Origin of the sequence: Xenorhabdus sp. PB61.4, assembly GCF_963894935.1 — a bacterium.
GTDB classification, from domain to species: Bacteria; Pseudomonadota; Gammaproteobacteria; order Enterobacterales; family Enterobacteriaceae; genus Xenorhabdus; species Xenorhabdus stockiae.
Window position 1 is genome coordinate 25,301 of record NZ_CAWQJR010000013.1, and the last position, 16,742, is coordinate 42,042.

The window sequence follows — 16,742 nt, forward strand, 5'->3', positions numbered from 1 at the left end:
CTTAACCCAGATCACCAAAACGAACTTGTAATGCTGTAATTGCAGTGAGTGCCGTAGTTTCTGTCCGCAGGACACGAGGACCTAACAGGATATCAGTAAATTGGTGATTTGCCGTCATTTCTATTTCTTCGGCGGATAATCCCCCTTCCGGGCCAATCAGCAGGCGTACCTTTTCCACTGGCAACGGTAGAGTATTGATACTTTGGCTGGCACGAGGGTGCAGATTTAATTTTAGACTGTTATCGTTTTCTGCACACCACGCTTCAAGTGACATAACCGGTCGGATCTCAGGGATCTGATTACGTCCACATTGCTCACAGGCAGAAATTGCTATTTTTTTCCACTGTTGCAGTTTTTTTTCCAGCCTTTCCGCATCCAGTTTTACACCACAGCGTTCAGAAAGGAGTGGCGTGATTGTGTTAACACCCAGCTCCACCGATTTTTGGATAGTGAATTCCATTTTTTCACCGCGGGACATAACCTGCCCCAGATGCAGATCTAATGGTGATTCGTGATCAGCCAACTCCCCTGCATGGATATATACTTTGACCGTTTTTTTACTGGCTTCTGTAATTTCTGCATTAAAAACCTGATTGCTTCCATCAAAGAGCTGCAACCGTTGCCCGTTACTCATTCTAAGTACACGGCCAACATGGTTGGCGGCATCATCACTAAGGCTAATTTCAGCTCCTACAGTGAGAGGAGCAGGGTGATAGATGCGGGGAATTCGCATATTTTTCTTTCCTTTTTTCTCCGGATAACCCCGGTATGGCATATGCTGCCATGATAAAGGAGCGCTGGTAGCCTAATCAAGTTGTCTATCAGGCAAAAAGACCTTGCGAGCTGGCTCGCATATTTATTTCATAATGGCAGTTTTAATGGATTTTTCATTGCTAATGATCTGTGGGAAAATTTAATATTCACCGTGTTCTGATTAACGTCAGGAAATAAATAAGGGATATCATTACAGGGATGTTATTTATGGAAGCTGTATTGAGCATTTTCATGGATGGAAAAGGTCAGTGGTTCAATAATCCAGTTAATCTGAATGATATAATAATTTCATTTTTTTGCATTACTTTAGTTTTCTTAGCCATTATTGATATAAAGACTTATCAATTACCAGATGTTTTCACTCAGCCTTTATTATGGTTCGGATTGGTGTTTAATAGTGGTGATAATTTAATTCCGATCAAGAGTGCGATATATGGCGCCATATCAGGGTATTTATTTTTGTGGGTATTATATTGGTTATGTCGGTGTATTTTTAAGAAAGAGGGGGTTGGCTATGGTGATTTAAAGCTAGCTGCTGCAATAGGGACATGGATTGGTATGGAGATGATCCCTGTGTTGATGCTTCTGTCTTCAATCTCCGGGCTGTTAGGGTTTGCGATTATTTGGCTGAAAAGGAAAAGTTATCCAGAGTTTATTGCTTTTGGGCCTTATCTTTGTTTTTCTGCCATACTTTTGATGTTTTTTTATCTATCTGGGATTAATATTATCGTTATTGCTCAAGTTTAGATAATTCAGCATATTGGATATAGCCAGAAAACGATAGAAATATCACAGCCTAAAAGAGTGCACTATGACACTAAAAATAACAGCATTATTGGAAAATCAGGTTGTTGCACCCTACAAAGGAAGCTTAATCAATAAGCAAGGTTTAAGTTTATTAATTCAGGATCAGGAAAATACAATTCTTTTTGATACTGGGCCTGATGGTAGTTTTATCGATAACGCAAAGAAATTAAATATAGATTTATCGAAGGTTTCTACTGTTATTATTTCTCACGGTCATTTTGATCACTGTGGTGGCCTGCCTTTTTTCTCTACGAATGCCAAAGTGGTTTGTCATCCAGAGGTGATAAACAAAAGATATTATGGATGGTTAATAACGGAAAACAAGGCTGTGAAATTTAAAAAATTATCCAGACAGGTTAATTATGATAATTTCGACACCTTTTTTTCAAAAGATGAAACTCACATTAATGATAACTTCATTTATTCAGGAGAGATTAAAAAAGAAGAAAGTAAAAGTTATGGTGTGATTGTAGGTGAGAGTTACTCTCCTGATTTTGTCAAGGATGAAGGAGCTTTAATTTATAAATCCCGCCACGGATTAATTATTTTTATTGGCTGCGGGCATCGTGGTGTTATCGATATGGTTGAGTTTTGTAAATCTATAACGGGTATCGATAAGGTCTATGCCATTATTGGTGGCTTACATTTACGTTATGCTTCTCCCTTTAAACTATTGCGTATCAGGCGATATATTAAAAAAGAAAATATACAGCATATTTATGCTTGTCACTGTAGTGGTAGATGGGGAAGGTTATGGTTACCGAATGCGAAGAATCTTTCTACTGGGCAATCTATTGAACTTGGTTAATGTTAATTGGGAAATAAATGCGAGAATTGAAAAATATGGGAGAGAGCAGGATTAGAGCCTATAGTACACATTAATTACATGGTAGATGTTAAAAGCATCTAATGTATCGGGCTACTTTCTGCATACAATAGATGTTAAAAGCATCTAGTAGGCTGGGTAGCTCCTGTATACGCTAGACGTTGGAAGCATCTAGCTGGTTTAGGCTGTTCATCCTGCTTGCGCTAGACGTTGGAAGCATCTAGTTGGCTTTAAGCTGCCTACCTTACATAACCTAGACGTTAGAAGCATCTAATTATCTTAGGTTGGCTTGCTTATCTCTCCGTTGAAACCAAATCTAAATAAAGTGAGTTTTTTATTCAAGTTGATTTATTGCAGTATGGCTCATTGGTCACAACTTCAGTTTATTAATGAGTTATAAAAATAAAAAAATGATTAATGTCACTTAATTTAGGAATTATTTGTGTTTAATTGGTGAGTTTGTGTTTTTATATTTTGGTTATAAGTTTTATTCTCATTTAAATATAAAGTATTAAAGGGGTTTTGGAAATGATAATTTCATTTTTTGTTATGATGTTTTTTTTTGGGGAATGACTATTTGAATAAAATAAGGGTGCTACTATTCGTAACACCCTTGATAATTTTAATTTATTGAGGCCACGTCATTTCGCCTTTCAGAACTTTTGCACTTAATTCAAGGCTGGATTCTTCCGCAAGATTTGGATAATGTTTTTTCATAACTGAGATTAATGCTGCGGAATCTTTTGCTTTTGGTAATTCTTTCTCCAGTGTAGCCAGATAATTTTGAGTAAAATTCACTGACTCCAGTGTCATGGCTGTATGACCGACATAATGACCTGGTACCACAGTTTCAGGTTTCAGGTTTTTAATTTGGTCTAATGTTTGCATCCAGTTCTGACGGGATGATTTAGTCTGAGTGTCGGCAATCCATACATGAATATTCTCAGATACAGTAACACCGCCAACAACTGCTTTTAATTTAGGAACCCATACGAAAGTACGATCTGCTGCCGGACCATTCAAACCTTCAACAATCAATTTCTCACCGTCTACAGTGAAAGTATTTCCTTTCAATGGCTCAGGGACAATAATTTTTTTCGGAGCCTGATCTTGCAGAACACCACCCCAGTACGCCAGTTTACCGTCTTTGGTCTCATTGATAGCTTTAATCGTTTCTGGTGAAGCGATCACTTTGGCTTCAGGGAAGGCTTCAGTGATCACATCAAGACCAAAGTAATAATCTGGATCAGATTGGCTGATGTAGATCGTTGTCAGTTTTTTCCCCGTCTTCTGGATCATTTTGACCAGTTCCTGAGCATCGCTTTTTCTGAACTGAGCATCAATCAGCACAACTTCATGCTCACCACTGATAACTTCAGAAGAGACCGGAAAAATGCTTTCTTCACCCGGATTGTAAATATCCATTTTAAGTTCAACGGCCTGAGCGAATGTCCCCATTCCTAATGAAAGAGCTGTGGCCAGTGCGGTATTTAATATTGTTTTATGTACTGTAGTCTTGTTAGCCATCATTGAATTCCTAAATGCTTATCTGCTTGAATGGCGCATATAATAGATTGCATACTCCGATTGAAAAATCCCATAATTGGCAACTGTTTGTTGCATAAATCAATCGAATCAGCGTGGGGATACAGAAACATAGATGGACAGGATCACAGCAGCACAGGTTTTTGTCACAATTGTTGAACAGGGTAGTTTGAGTGCAGCGGCAGAACGGCTTGATATGTCACGGGCAATGGTGTCACGTTATTTGTCTGAAATGGAAAGATGGTCAGAAATTCGTCTTTTACATCGTACAACTCGCCAAATCAGCCTGACATCAGCGGGAGAACAGGCTTATCAGCGAAGCCTCAAGCTGATAGAACTGGCGGAAGCAATGCCAGTTCAACAATCGACAGAAGCTAAAACTCTGAAAGGGCAGCTGAGAGTAAGCTGTTGTCAGGCATTGGGAATTAGTGCACTGTCTGTGGCTATCCCTGAGTTTATGTGCAAGTACCCGCAAATTGGGGTTAGTCTGGAAATCAGTAATAAAGTGACTAAGTTGGTTGAAGAGCGTATTGATTTAGCCATTCGTATTACCAATAATCTGGGATTGAATTTAATCGCCCGTCCGCTATCGATTTGCCGTTCTGTTATTTGTGCCGCACCTTCTTATTTAGCCGGAAAAAGACTTCCCCAGAAACCCGATGATTTGGTGATACATAATTGCCTGACTTATAACCTTTTTGACAAAAATTTATGGTTATTTGAAAAACAGGATGAACAATATTCGGTTCCTGTCAGCGGCACGTTAAGTGCTAATGAATCAACGGTTCTGATGGAAGCGGCTTTACAAGGAGCGGGTATTTCTATGCAGCCTTATTATTCCGTCTCACCCTATTTAAAATCCGGGCAATTAATTGAATTATTACCTGATTATCAGCCTCAGACGATGGGGATTTATGGTATTTATGTCAGCCGTCAAAATATGCCCGCAACCTTACGGGCCTTATTGGATTTTCTGGTGGAGTGGTTTGATTCATCCTCTCACTGGCAGCAATTAACGCTGAAAAGCTGATGCTAATTTCTGAGGGAATAGCTTAGTCTGTTGTTTTAAATGGCTAATAAATATTTCAACCGGCTCGGAAGATGGGCGATGGAGCGGCTTAATTAAGCTAACGATAAAAGGAATTTCTATACTGAAAGGCCGAATACATAATCCCGTATTTTTATGCTGTGCTTTTTTATACAGATAGTCGAGAGCGGTCAGAGGATTGACAATCGATACTCCGATACCTTCACTAACCATGGCACATACTGATGATGCACTGTGGGTCTCCATGATCATCCTGCGTGAAATCTGACGTTCGTTAAATATCGCATCGATAATCTTTCTGTAGCTGTCAGTAATAGAAAGGCTGATAAAGGGTTGATCATGAAAATCTTCAGGCATCAGTTGTGATTTTTGTGCAAGTGGGTGGCTCTCCGGCAGAACACAGACTTCATTCAATGTCAGTAAAGTTTCACGTTCAGTTCCGGCCGGTGTCTGCATATGTTCGGTTAAACCGATATCGTGGCGTTGTGCCGAAAGCCATTCTTCCAGTAGCGGAGATTCCTGTGGAATGATTGTCAGTTGTGCATCAGGATAGGATTGGATGAAACTGCGGCAGACTGAAGGTAATAAAGATTGTGAGAATACTGGCAAGCAGGCGATAGATAATTGCGCATACTCAAATTGGCGAATACTGTCCGCTGCATTGAGAATCCTTTCCAGTCCGTAATAGGATCGCTGGACTTCTTCAAATAACCTCAGCCCTTGCGCGGTCGGGAATAAACGTCCTTTGATCCGGTCAAACAATTTAAATTTCAACAACTGTTCTAGACGTGCCAGTTCACGGCTTACTGTTGGTTGTGAGGTTTTCAGTAAAACCGCAGCATCAGTCAGGTTCCTTGTGGTCATTACGGCATGAAAAATCTCTATATGTCGCCATGAGCAGGCGTGCATAGTGTTCTCCTTTAGATTTCACTTCGAGACTGTTTCACGAAGAAAAATGCCTGTTAGTGTATACCATATAACGATGTGTTTAAAAATAAAGCAAAACAATATCAAAAATGAATAGCCTTTAGCAAAATAGATATTTTTCTTCCTGCCTTTTTGCTGACAATAATGAAGTATCTGCTGATTTTGTGAGAATGCTTCAATGACAATACCCGCTATGACTGTTAATTCAGGTACTGCTAATTCAGGCAATAGTTTTACGCCAGAAAACCTTCTTGCTTTGCCCGCGGTTTATGGAACGCCATTATGGGTTTATGACAGCAATATTATTAGCAGACAAATTGGGAAACTAAAGCAGTTTGATGTTATCCGGTTTGCACAGAAAGCCTGTTCTAATACTCATATTCTACGCTTAATGAGAGAGCAGGGTATTAAAGTGGATTCGGTATCACTGGGCGAAATTGAACGTGCTCTTCATGCCGGGTTTCAGCCCGGACGTGATAAATCTGAAATTGTATTCACCGCCGATCTTATTGATGAAGAGACACTGGAGCGTGTCATTGAGCTAGATATTCCTGTCAATGCCGGTTCCATTGATATGCTGGGCCAGATTGGTCAGCGTCAGCCAGCACATCCGGTTTGGCTGAGGATTAACCCCGGATTCGGGCATGGTCATAGCCAGAAGACCAATACGGGTGGTGAAAATAGCAAACATGGGATCTGGTTTCAGGATTTGCCTTTAGCTCTTGAGAAAATTCATCAATACAACCTGCATCTGGTTGGTTTGCATATGCATATTGGTTCCGGTGTTGACTACCAGCATCTTGCTAATGTTTGTAATGCGATGGTGGAACAGGTTGTATCGTGTGGAGTAGATATTCAGGCAATTTCAGCAGGCGGAGGGTTATCCATTCCCTATAAAAACGGTGAGGAAGCCGTGGATACTTGCCATTATTACAATTTATGGCATGAAGCCCGTCAGCGTATTGAACAGCACTTGGGGCATCATATTAAGCTGGAGATTGAGCCCGGTCGTTTTCTGGTTGCTGAAGCAGGTATTTTGATGGCAGAAGTGAGAGCGGTAAAGTCAATGGGAAGCCGTCATTATGTGCTGGCAGATGCCGGTTTTAATGATTTGATGCGTCCGGCAATGTACGGCAGTTATCATCATATTTCTGTTTTGCACGATGATCACCACGTAACATACAGTGATATTGGGAAAAGCAACAGTCATTCTGGCTTGAGAGAAACATTGGTAGCAGGGCCATTGTGCGAATCAGGCGATGTTTTTACCCAATTAGAAGGAGGGGAAGTCATCCCGCGTATGCTGCCTGATATTTCTGTTGGTGATTATCTGATTTTTCATGATACCGGTGCTTATGGTGCATCGATGTCTTCAAACTATAATAGCCGCCCTTTGATCCCGGAAATATTGCTTGTTGAGGGACAGCCTCGTTTAATTCGTCGTCGACAGACAATACAGGAATTGTTATCACTGGAAGAAGTGTAAAAAAAACGGGGCTGTGATGTGCCCCGCTTTGTTTACTATTTACTTATCACTTGTATCAGCATTAAGCCGCTTTGATTTGCTTATTCGCTTTTTTTGTTGCGTTAGGTACAGAGAGTGCGTCTGCTTCAAATTCATCAACATTGATTGAGCGCAGTCTGCTGGCTTCCGCTCGTTTCAGAATATCAGCTTCTTCTTTGGTGATCTTATTATCAGATAATGCTTTTTCAGCTAACTGATCCAGACGTGTAAAGCCCAGATTTTTGCCTGCTTCACGGCTCAGGCGGGCATGAATAGGCTCTGCGGCAATAACGTCATGCAGGGCTTCTTCCAGTAATCCATGAGGATTATGCTCGCTTGGTGTCAGATACTGACCACGACCAATCCGATCACGGGTTGCAGAAGGAGTCTGTAATATCTGAGCCAGTTTGTGATCCAGTTTATCCGCTGGAGCAGTGCGTGAACGACCCAGAGGGAAGACAATTCCTCGCATTAAACCAGCTACCAGACGGTTAGGGAAGTTACGCAGTAAATCATGCAGAGCCAGTTCCGCCTGATACAGAGCATCTTCTACTGCCCATTGTACCAATGGTAAGTCTTCTTTCTGGCGTCCTTCATCTTCATAGCGTTTTAAAGTGGCACTTGCCAGGAAGATTTGACTCAGAATATCGCCCAGACGGGCTGAGATACGTTCACGGCGTTTCAGGCTGCCACCCAATACTCCCATGGAGACATCAGACATCAGGGCAAGGTTGGCACTCAGGCGATTGATGAGCTGATAGTAACGGCGGGTTGCATCATTAACCGGTGTGCTGCTCGTTCTGCCATTAGTAATACCTAACCAGAGGCTGCGCAGGGTATTGCTGGCAACATGTCCGAGGTGACCAAACAGCGCTTTATCAAATGCTTTGACATCATTTTTTTCAGCCGCAGCTATTTCAGCCAGTACATAAGGATGGCAGCGAATGGCGCCCTGACCAAAGATAATCATGCTACGGGTCAGGATATTCGCACCTTCTACAGTAATGGCGATAGGTGCACCCTGATAAGAACGGGCCAAAAAGTTAGATGGGCCAAGGCAGATACCTTTACCACCAGCGATATCCATTGCATCAATGACTGCACGCTGACCTCTGTGGGTACAGTGATATTTCACGATAGCCGACAGAACGGCAGGTTTTTCACCCAGCATAATGCCGCTTGTGATCATCGTTGCTGCTGCATCCATCAGGTAAGAGTTACCGGCAATGCGGGCCAGTGGTTCTTCAATACCTTCCATTTTGCCGATAGGCAGTTTGAACTGACGGCGAATGTAAGAGTAAGCACCGATAGCCATAGCGATACTTTTCAGCCCGCCAGTTGCGTTGGACGGCAGAGTGATACCACGGCCAACTGATAAACACTCAACCAGCATACGCCAGCCTTGCCCAGCCATTTTCGGCCCACCAATAATGTAATCGATAGGAACGAAAATATCCTGACCACGGGTTGGCCCGTTCTGGAATGGAATATTCAGCGGGAAGTGGCGATGACCGATTTCAACACCCGGGGTATTGGTTGGGATAAGAGCACAGGTAATGCCCAGAGATTCAGTCTCACCCAGTAAATGGTCCGGGTCATACAATTTGAATGCCAGCCCCAGTACAGTCGCGATAGGTGCAAGAGTGATATAGCGTTTATTCCAGTTCAGGCGCATACCAAGAACTTGTTCACCCTGCCATTCGCCCATACAGACGACACCAGTATCCGGAATTGCACCTGCATCAGAACCGGCTTCCGGGCTGGTCAGAGCAAAACAGGGAATTTCTTCGCCACGGGCAAGACCGGGCAGGTAATGTTTTTTCTGCTCATCGGTACCATAGTGCTGCAATAATTCACCCGGGCCTAACGAGTTAGGTACGCCGACAGTGATTGCCAGAATACCGGAGACACCAGACAGTTTTTGTAGCACTTGTGATTGAGCGTAAGCTGAGAATTCCAGACCGCCATATTCTTTCTTGATGATCATCGCAAAGAAGCGATGTTTTTTCAGGTAAGCCCACAGTTCCGGAGGCAAGTCAGCTAATTCGTGGCTGATTTGGAAATCATTTGCCATACGGCAGGCTTCTTCCACAGGGCCATCAATGAATGCCTGTTCTTCAGCAGTGAGTTGCGGTTTAGGGTAATTGTGCAATTTTTTCCAGTCAGGATTGCCACGGAACAAATCACCTTCCCACCATGTTGTACCTGCATCAATAGCTTCTTTCTCTGTTCTGGACATGCTTGGCATAACTTTACGGAATGCTTTCAGGCCGGGAGCGGAGAATAAAGAGATTCGGGTCGGGGTGAAAACAAGAGGGAACAGAATAATAGCGAGTGGCAGCAGTAGCCAGTAGCTCCATAAGCCGGTAACACCCATAATGAATGTATAGGCAATAAGCAGCAGGCTGCTAACAGTCAGGCTGACTTTGCGGTAACAAAGCCCGCCAATTAAGGCTAAAAATAAGATGATACTGAGGACGGTCATAGTAAAACTCCTGTAAATCTCAGGTTGAGTTGTCAGAGGTCTGACCTGTTGTGTTGTTCTTCTTTTTTAGATGAGGAAAAGGCTTTTATCAATATATTTACATCTTAATTACAATCTAGCTCACAAAGTGATTGCTGTTTTTGCTGTGATAGTTTCGTCGGGGTGTAATGAAATCTTCTTTCAGGAGGGGGAATCCGTTACACTCAATAACTGTTATTATTAATCCCGAAGACATTTCCTTTCAGGAGTATGAGCCCCATGTATCAAGATCTGATCCGCAGTGAATTATCTGAAGCCGTAGAGACACTGACCAACTTTCTCAACGATAATGCCAATATTGATGCTATTCAAAAAGCGGCGGTTTTGTTGGCAGATTCATTCAAAGCGGGAGGAAAAGTACTTTCTTGCGGCAATGGTGGTTCACATTGTGATGCCATGCATTTTGCGGAAGAGTTGACAGGCCGTTATCGTGAAAACCGTCCGGGATACCCGGGTATCGCTATTTCTGATCCCAGCCACCTGTCCTGCGTGAGTAATGATTTTGGCTATGATTATGTGTTTTCCCGCTATATCGAAGCTGTTGGCCAGCAAGGTGATGTTCTGCTCGGAATTTCAACCTCAGGTAATTCCGGTAATATTATTAAGGCAATTGAAGCTGCCCGTGCGAAAGGGATGAAGGTGATCACCCTGACCGGTAAAGATGGCGGCAAAATGGCCGGGACAGCGGATGTTGAAATTCGTGTGCCTCATTTCGGTTACGCGGATCGTATTCAGGAAATTCATATCAAAGTTATCCATATTTTGATTCAGTTAATCGAAAAAGAGATGGTAAAAGCCTGATTGCAGCGTGTTAATAGAAACCAGTGTTAACAGAAACCAGCGTTAACAAGGTATCAGGTTCAGGTTAGAGGTAGGCAATGTGTGAATTACTTGGCATGAGTGCCAATGTGCCAACGGATATCATTTTCAGTTTGAGCGGTCTGATCCAGCGGGGCGGGAATACGGGCCCTCACAGGGACGGCTGGGGAATTACTTTCTATGAAGGTCTTGGATATCGAACCTTCAAAGATCACCAGCCCTGTTATCATTCTCCTGTTGCCCGTTTTATTCAGGGCTATCCGATCAAATCAGAGGCTATTATTGCCCATATTCGTCAGGCTAACCGCGGCAATGTATCCCTTGTGAATACTCATCCGTTTACCCGTGAATTATGGGGAAGATACTGGACTTATGCCCATAACGGTCAATTGAAAGGGCATCGTAACCTGAAAACGGGAAATTATCGTCCGGTTGGTGAAACTGACAGTGAGTGGGCATTTTGCTGGATACTACATCAGTTGTCGGTGAAATATCCTAAACGGCCTTCTAACTGGCCAGCGGTATTCCGTTTCATCGCATCACTGGCAGATGAACTTCGGGAAAAAGGCGTGTTCAATATGCTGCTATCGGACGGGCGATTTATGCTGGCTTATTGCTCGACACAATTGCACTGGATTACCCGTCGTTCACCTTTCGGTAAAGCAAAATTGCTTGATCAGGATATTGAAATTGATTTTCAGGAACATACGCAGCCTGATGATGTGGTATCCGTGATTGCAACTTTACCTTTAACGCATAACGAAGACTGGCATAAAATTGAGCCGGGAAGTTATGCATTATTTCACCTTGGTGAACGCATAGTCTGATGGAGTTTGGTTGTCTGGCTGAGCTACCTGATTTAAAACATATTGTCCTCTGATGACTTTAACAGTTGCAGGTGTGCTATGTTGAACGAAATATTCATAAGCTGGCTGCAACTGTTCCCAAAATGGGTAATTGACGTTATTGTGATGGCGCTTCATATTTGATGGCGTCATCCTGAAGGGGTAAATGTCAATTTTAATTTCTCGTTGCCCACGATGAAGCGCACTTTCTGCATATCGGTATATTTCATCCATATAAAGATTGGTCATGGCATAGCAGCCAATAGATTTACATGCACCATGGATCATTAAATTCTTGCCGGAATAACCCCGGTATTTATCGAATTGATTGGGAAAGCCTATATTAATGGCCCGGTAGTAGCTGCTGTCGGGTTTTAACTGTTTAAGGCTGACGTGGTAAAAACCTTCCGGGCTTTTTAAGTCCCCTTTCAGGGTCTTAGGTCCAAGCCCTCCGGAGTAATTACAGATAGGATATTGCCGGGTTAATTGATAATGGCCTGTGCTGTTTTTGGTGTAGAGTTCAAGTACTTTTTCTTCTTTGAATATTTGAATGAAGATATCAGAACCGAGCTGTTTTAATGGTGATTTTTCACTTAATTGTTTACTGCCTGATAACCAGCCCTGAGCCTGAGTAAATGCTGGTACACTAACGAGAAACCAGCTAAGCGAAAAATAAAGAATATTTTTTTTCATAATATAACCACCTAAGAAGGTAATAACTTAATGACATCCTGCGATTGAGGTTATCATGTCGTGGCAATATGCTGAGTAAATATAACAACAATATTTTGTACCCATAAAAAGACAGTCTGGTTAAAAAGCCCTCCGTAGTAGGGAAAAGTGATGATTGTGCTCGGCTTTATCGAGTAGTTAACGGTTCAGCAGAGAAATTATTCTTATTTGCTTGAGCTAAATCACTCGATTAGTCAGACAGCGTTTGGGGGAAATGTTAGAATCGTTGCCGGCGAAACTTAAGAGAATATTGTAACGATTATCGGCATGAATAACTTGAGATATATGCCGCTCAAGCTGTTTTTTATTACTGAAGTCGCTGCATCATCCTGCGGAAATACCACAGGGTGAGCTGTAGCATATGATTTAACTGATAAACTTGTGCAAATCTTATGATTAAAATTAAAAAAGGACTCGACCTCCCGATAGCAGGAGCGCCTGCCCAAGTTATAGAAGATGGTCCGACAATTCGCCATGTCGCCTTATTAGGCGAAGAATATGTTGGAATGCGTCCTTCTATGCTGGTTAAGGAAGGTGAGCATGTTAAAAAAGGGCAAATTCTTTTTGAAGATAAAAAGAATCCAGGGGTAGTATTTACCAGTCCCGCAAGTGGGAAAGTTGTAACCATTGGACGTGGAGAGCGCCGTGTACTGCAATCTGTTGTGATTGAGGTTAATGGCGACGAAAAAATAGCGTTTGATCGTTATGAGCGTACAGAACTTGCAGGGCTGACTCGTGAACAGGTAGAAAAAAACCTGCTTTCATCAGGAATGTGGACGGCATTACGTACACGTCCTTTCAGTCGTTCTCCTGCTCCAGGCTCCACACCAAAGGCAATCTTTGTTACGGCAATTGATACTCAGCCACTGGCGGCTGATCCGTCCGTTGTTATTGCAACACAAGAAGAGGCTTTTGTTGATGGTCTGAATGTTCTGTCAAAACTGACGGAAGGAAAAATCCACGTTTGTCACGGCGCGGGGAAAATTCCGGCATCGGGGAACAACCCACAAATTACTTACAGCCAGTTTGCCGGTCCGCATCCTGCTGGGTTGGTTGGAACACATATTCATTTCATTGAACCGGTCAGTGCTCAGAAAGCAGTATGGCATCTCGGATATCAGGATGTTATTGCTATCGGTAAGCTATTCACAACCGGTGAATTGTATACTGATCGCGTCATTTCTCTGGCAGGGCCGCAGGTTAAAACACCGCGTCTGGTTCGTTCCCGTCTGGGTGCTGACTTGCTGGAAGTGACTCACGGTCAGCTGAAAGAGGGTGAAAACCGTATTATTTCCGGTTCAGTACTGTGTGGCGCTAAATCAGATGAAGCTCATCATTATCTGGGCCGTTTCCACACTCTGGTATCTGTTCTGTCTGAAGGCCGTGAGAAAGAGTTGTTTGGCTGGATAGCTCCCGGTACGAATAAATTCTCCATTACCCGCACCACCATCGGCCATTTCCTGAAAAAGAAGCGGTTTGCTTTCTCAACTTCCACAAATGGCGGAGATCGCTCCATGGTGCCAATCGGCAACTACGAGCGAGTAATGCCACTGGATATCATGGCTACTCACTTGCTTCGTGATCTGCTGGCTGGGGACACTGATGGTTCTCAGGCTCTGGGTTGTCTGGAGTTAGATGAAGAAGATTTGGCACTGTGTACTTATGTTTGCCCGGGTAAATATGAGTATGGTCCGGTACTGCGTGAAGTGCTGACTAAGATTGAGCAGGAAGGGTAATTCATGGGCCTGAAAAATTATTTTGAAAAAGTAGAACATCACTTTGAGGCCGGTGGCAAGCTGGAAAAATATTATCCTCTCTATGAGGCAGTGAGCACCGTCTTTTACACGCCGGGCACGGTGACAAAAGGGAAAACTCACGTTCGTGATGCCATCGATCTCAAGCGTATGATGATTCTGGTATGGATGTCTGTTTTTCCGGCGATGTTCTGGGGAATGTATAACGTCGGGAATCAGGCGATACCAGCCCTGACTCATCTATACAGCGGGGAGGCATTACAGCAGGTTCTGTCTTCAGACTGGCATTACATGCTGGCTCAGTATCTTGGTGCATCACTGACACCGGATGCAGGGTGGGCCAGCAAAATGCTGTTGGGCGCAACCTATTTCCTGCCAATTTATGCGGTTGTTTTTATCGTTGGTGGCTTCTGGGAAGTTTTATTTGCCATTATCCGCAAACATGAAATCAACGAAGGCTTTTTTGTCAGCTCAATTCTGTTCGCACTGATTGTCCCGCCAACGCTGCCGTTATGGCAGGCGGCACTGGGTATTACGTTTGGTGTTGTGGTCGCAAAAGAAATCTTTGGCGGAACCGGGCGTAACTTCCTTAACCCAGCACTGGCAGGCCGTGCTTTCCTGTTCTTTGCTTATCCTGCGCAAATTTCAGGTGATCTGGTCTGGACCGCGGCTGATGGATTTTCTGGTGCAACTCCGCTATCTCAGTGGGCGAATGCAGGCCAGCACGCTCTGATGAACACCATTTCAGGCCAGCCTGTAACATGGATGGATGCTTTCCTTGGTAACATTCCGGGTTCAGTAGGTGAAGTTTCCACTCTGATGATTTTCATCGGTGGTGCCATCATTTTGTTTGCCCGTATCGCTTCATGGCGCATCGTTGCTGGTGTCATGGTCGGTATGGTTGCCATGTCCTATCTGTTTAATGCCATTGGTTCAGATACTAACCCGATGTTTGCTATGCCTTGGTACTGGCACATGGTTCTGGGTGGTTTCGCATTTGGCATGATCTTTATGGCTACAGACCCGGTATCCGCTGCATTTACGGATAAAGGTAAGTGGGCATACGGTATTCTGATCGGGGTCATGTGTATTCTGATCCGGGTTGTGAACCCAGCTTACCCAGAAGGGATGATGTTGGCGATTCTGTTCGCTAACCTGTTCGCGCCACTGTTCGATTATCTGGTCGTGCAGGCCAATATTAAGCGGAGAAAAGCCCGTGGCTAATGATAAACCAAAAAATAATGACAGCATCGGCAGAACGTTTCTCGTTGTTTTTGTGCTGTGCCTTGTATGTTCGATTGTCGTTGCTGGTTCAGCCGTAGGTTTGAAAGCGCAGCAGCAGGAACAGAAACTGCTGGATAAGCAGCGTAATATTCTGGATGTTGCCGGTTTGCTCAAGCCAGATATGACAACAGCAGAAATTAAAGAAGTTTATGACAGTCGTATTCAGCCTGAATTACTCAATTTGAAAACGGCAGCACTTGAAAAAAGTGATGGTAAGTTTGACCTGAATAATGCTCTGCGCAGTGATGAAACTAGTATCGCTTTATCATCGAAACAGGATTTGGCAAAAATCCGCCGTCGCGCTGATATGGCAGAAATCTATCTGGTAAAAGATGATCACGGAAAAACAACTGAGCTGGTATTGCCAGTCTACGGTTCAGGTTTGTGGTCAATGATGTATGCGTTTATTTCTATTGATGTGGATGGCGTAACATCTCGCGGCATTACTTACTATTCTCACGGCGAAACTCCGGGTCTGGGTGGTGAAGTTGATAACCCACAATGGCGTAAGCAATGGGTTGGTAAAAAACTGTATAACCCGGAAGGTGCTCCGGCGATTAAGATCGTTCGTGGTGGAGCCGGTGATAATCCTTACGGTGTAGATGGTTTGTCCGGAGCGACTCTGACTTCCAACGGTGTTCAGCATATGTTTGATTTCTGGTTGGGTGATAACGGTTTTGGTCCGTTCCTGAAAAAAGTACGCGAGGGAGCCCTGAAAGATGGCTGATAGCAAAGAGATAAAACGCGTCCTGCTTGGGCCGTTATTTGATAATAACCCGATAGCATTGCAGGTTTTGGGAGTATGTTCAGCATTGGCTGTAACAACCAAACTGGAAACTGCTCTGGTAATGACGATTGCTGTAACACTGGTAACAGCATTCTCTAACTTCTTTATTTCATTGATTCGTAACTACATTCCTGGCAGCGTGCGAATCATCGTACAGATGGCGATCATCGCATCGCTGGTTATTGTGGTAGACCAGATTTTACAGGCGTATGCCTATGAAATCTCAAAACAGTTATCTGTGTTTGTTGGCCTTATCATCACTAACTGTATCGTAATGGGCCGCGCAGAAGCCTACGCCATGAAAGCACCACCGGTGGAAAGCTTTATGGATGGTATCGGTAACGGCTTGGGCTACGGTGTCATTCTGTTGCTGGTGGGTTTTTTGCGCGAGCTGTTTGGCTCAGGAAAACTGTTGGGCATTACAGTGATGGAATCCATCAAGAATGGCGGTTGGTATCAGCCTAATGGCTTATTCCTGCTGGCACCAAGTGCATTCTTCATCATTGGTATGCTGATTTGGGGTCTGCGGACTCTGAAGCCTGAGCAGGTTGATAAGGAGTAACAGG

Annotated in this window: 15 protein-coding genes; 10 read left to right on the forward strand and 5 right to left on the reverse strand. The window is 43.5% G+C overall.

Annotated elements, in window-relative coordinates; all coding sequences use genetic code 11:
* Position 1: 1 nt before the first annotated feature.
* Positions 2 to 733 carry a 16S rRNA (uracil(1498)-N(3))-methyltransferase gene (gene rsmE / locus AACX68_RS01630; RefSeq protein ID WP_228858300.1) on the reverse strand — a complete coding sequence of 244 codons (732 nt, stop codon included), beginning with the start codon at positions 731 to 733 and terminating at the stop codon, positions 2 to 4.
* Positions 734 to 981: 248 nt separating this feature from the next.
* On the opposite strand from rsmE, the gene AACX68_RS01635 reads away from it, so the two are divergent.
* Both AACX68_RS01635 and AACX68_RS01640 read left to right on the forward strand, forming a co-directional pair.
* Positions 982 to 1,521, forward strand: coding sequence for a prepilin peptidase (locus AACX68_RS01635; protein WP_228858301.1), 540 nt, complete (start codon positions 982 to 984; stop codon positions 1,519 to 1,521).
* Between the two features lie 64 nt (positions 1,522 to 1,585).
* Complete coding sequence (locus AACX68_RS01640) at positions 1,586 to 2,389, forward strand: MBL fold metallo-hydrolase (RefSeq protein WP_228858302.1); 804 nt, start codon at positions 1,586 to 1,588, stop codon at positions 2,387 to 2,389.
* A gap of 645 nt (positions 2,390 to 3,034) precedes the next feature.
* On the opposite strand, the gene AACX68_RS01645 is transcribed toward AACX68_RS01640, so the two are convergent.
* Positions 3,035 to 3,934: an MBL fold metallo-hydrolase gene (locus tag AACX68_RS01645; protein WP_370630273.1), complete on the reverse strand. Its 900-nt coding sequence runs from the start codon at positions 3,932 to 3,934 to the stop codon at positions 3,035 to 3,037.
* Positions 3,935 to 4,067: 133 nt separating this feature from the next.
* On the opposite strand from AACX68_RS01645, the gene AACX68_RS01650 reads away from it, so the two are divergent.
* Complete coding sequence (locus AACX68_RS01650) at positions 4,068 to 4,982, forward strand: LysR family transcriptional regulator (RefSeq protein WP_228858303.1); 915 nt, start codon at positions 4,068 to 4,070, stop codon at positions 4,980 to 4,982.
* On the opposite strand, the gene AACX68_RS01655 is transcribed toward AACX68_RS01650, so the two are convergent.
* Complete coding sequence (locus AACX68_RS01655) at positions 4,965 to 5,909, reverse strand: LysR family transcriptional regulator (RefSeq protein ID WP_228858304.1); 945 nt, start codon at positions 5,907 to 5,909, stop codon at positions 4,965 to 4,967. The two genes, AACX68_RS01650 and AACX68_RS01655, sit on opposite strands and share 18 nt — an antisense overlap.
* Positions 5,910 to 6,120: 211 nt before the next feature.
* Between AACX68_RS01655 and lysA the strand changes: the two genes are divergently transcribed.
* Positions 6,121 to 7,413, forward strand: coding sequence for a diaminopimelate decarboxylase (gene lysA / locus AACX68_RS01660; protein WP_228858332.1), 1,293 nt, complete (start codon positions 6,121 to 6,123; stop codon positions 7,411 to 7,413).
* Between the two features lie 61 nt (positions 7,414 to 7,474).
* Here the strand turns inward: lysA and fadE are convergent, their stop codons facing one another.
* Entirely contained in the window at positions 7,475 to 9,916 is a 2,442-nt protein-coding gene (gene fadE / locus AACX68_RS01665) for an acyl-CoA dehydrogenase FadE (RefSeq protein ID WP_228858305.1), read from the reverse strand.
* Positions 9,917 to 10,174: 258 nt separating this feature from the next.
* Between fadE and lpcA the strand changes: the two genes are divergently transcribed.
* The gene (lpcA, locus tag AACX68_RS01670) at positions 10,175 to 10,756 is read left to right on the forward strand and encodes a D-sedoheptulose 7-phosphate isomerase (RefSeq protein ID WP_099119882.1); all 582 of its coding nucleotides are present in this window, start codon (positions 10,175 to 10,177) and stop codon (positions 10,754 to 10,756) included.
* Positions 10,757 to 10,833: 77 nt separating this feature from the next.
* Entirely contained in the window at positions 10,834 to 11,601 is a 768-nt protein-coding gene (locus AACX68_RS01675; RefSeq protein ID WP_228858306.1) for a class II glutamine amidotransferase, read from the forward strand.
* Here AACX68_RS01675 and AACX68_RS01680 read toward each other — a convergent pair.
* The gene (locus AACX68_RS01680) at positions 11,572 to 12,312 is read right to left on the reverse strand and encodes a L,D-transpeptidase family protein (protein WP_228858307.1); all 741 of its coding nucleotides are present in this window, start codon (positions 12,310 to 12,312) and stop codon (positions 11,572 to 11,574) included. The genes AACX68_RS01675 and AACX68_RS01680 overlap by 30 nt on opposite strands.
* 431 nt (positions 12,313 to 12,743) lie before the next feature.
* On the opposite strand from AACX68_RS01680, the gene AACX68_RS01685 reads away from it, so the two are divergent.
* Genes AACX68_RS01685 through AACX68_RS01700 form a run of 4 tightly spaced genes read left to right on the forward strand, consistent with a single transcriptional unit; the run spans position 12,744 to position 16,738 of the window.
* Positions 12,744 to 14,087 (forward strand): Na(+)-translocating NADH-quinone reductase subunit A, encoded by a 1,344-nt coding sequence (locus AACX68_RS01685; RefSeq protein ID WP_228858308.1) that lies wholly within the window; start codon positions 12,744 to 12,746, stop codon positions 14,085 to 14,087.
* Between the two features lie 3 nt (positions 14,088 to 14,090).
* Positions 14,091 to 15,329: an NADH:ubiquinone reductase (Na(+)-transporting) subunit B gene (locus tag AACX68_RS01690; RefSeq protein ID WP_228858309.1), complete on the forward strand. Its 1,239-nt coding sequence runs from the start codon at positions 14,091 to 14,093 to the stop codon at positions 15,327 to 15,329.
* Positions 15,322 to 16,116 (forward strand): Na(+)-translocating NADH-quinone reductase subunit C, encoded by a 795-nt coding sequence (locus AACX68_RS01695; RefSeq protein WP_228858310.1) that lies wholly within the window; start codon positions 15,322 to 15,324, stop codon positions 16,114 to 16,116. The genes AACX68_RS01690 and AACX68_RS01695 overlap by 8 nt, the downstream gene beginning before the upstream one ends.
* Entirely contained in the window at positions 16,109 to 16,738 is a 630-nt protein-coding gene (locus tag AACX68_RS01700) for an NADH:ubiquinone reductase (Na(+)-transporting) subunit D (RefSeq protein WP_099110775.1), read from the forward strand. The genes AACX68_RS01695 and AACX68_RS01700 overlap by 8 nt, the downstream gene beginning before the upstream one ends.
* Positions 16,739 to 16,742 lie beyond the last annotated feature (4 nt).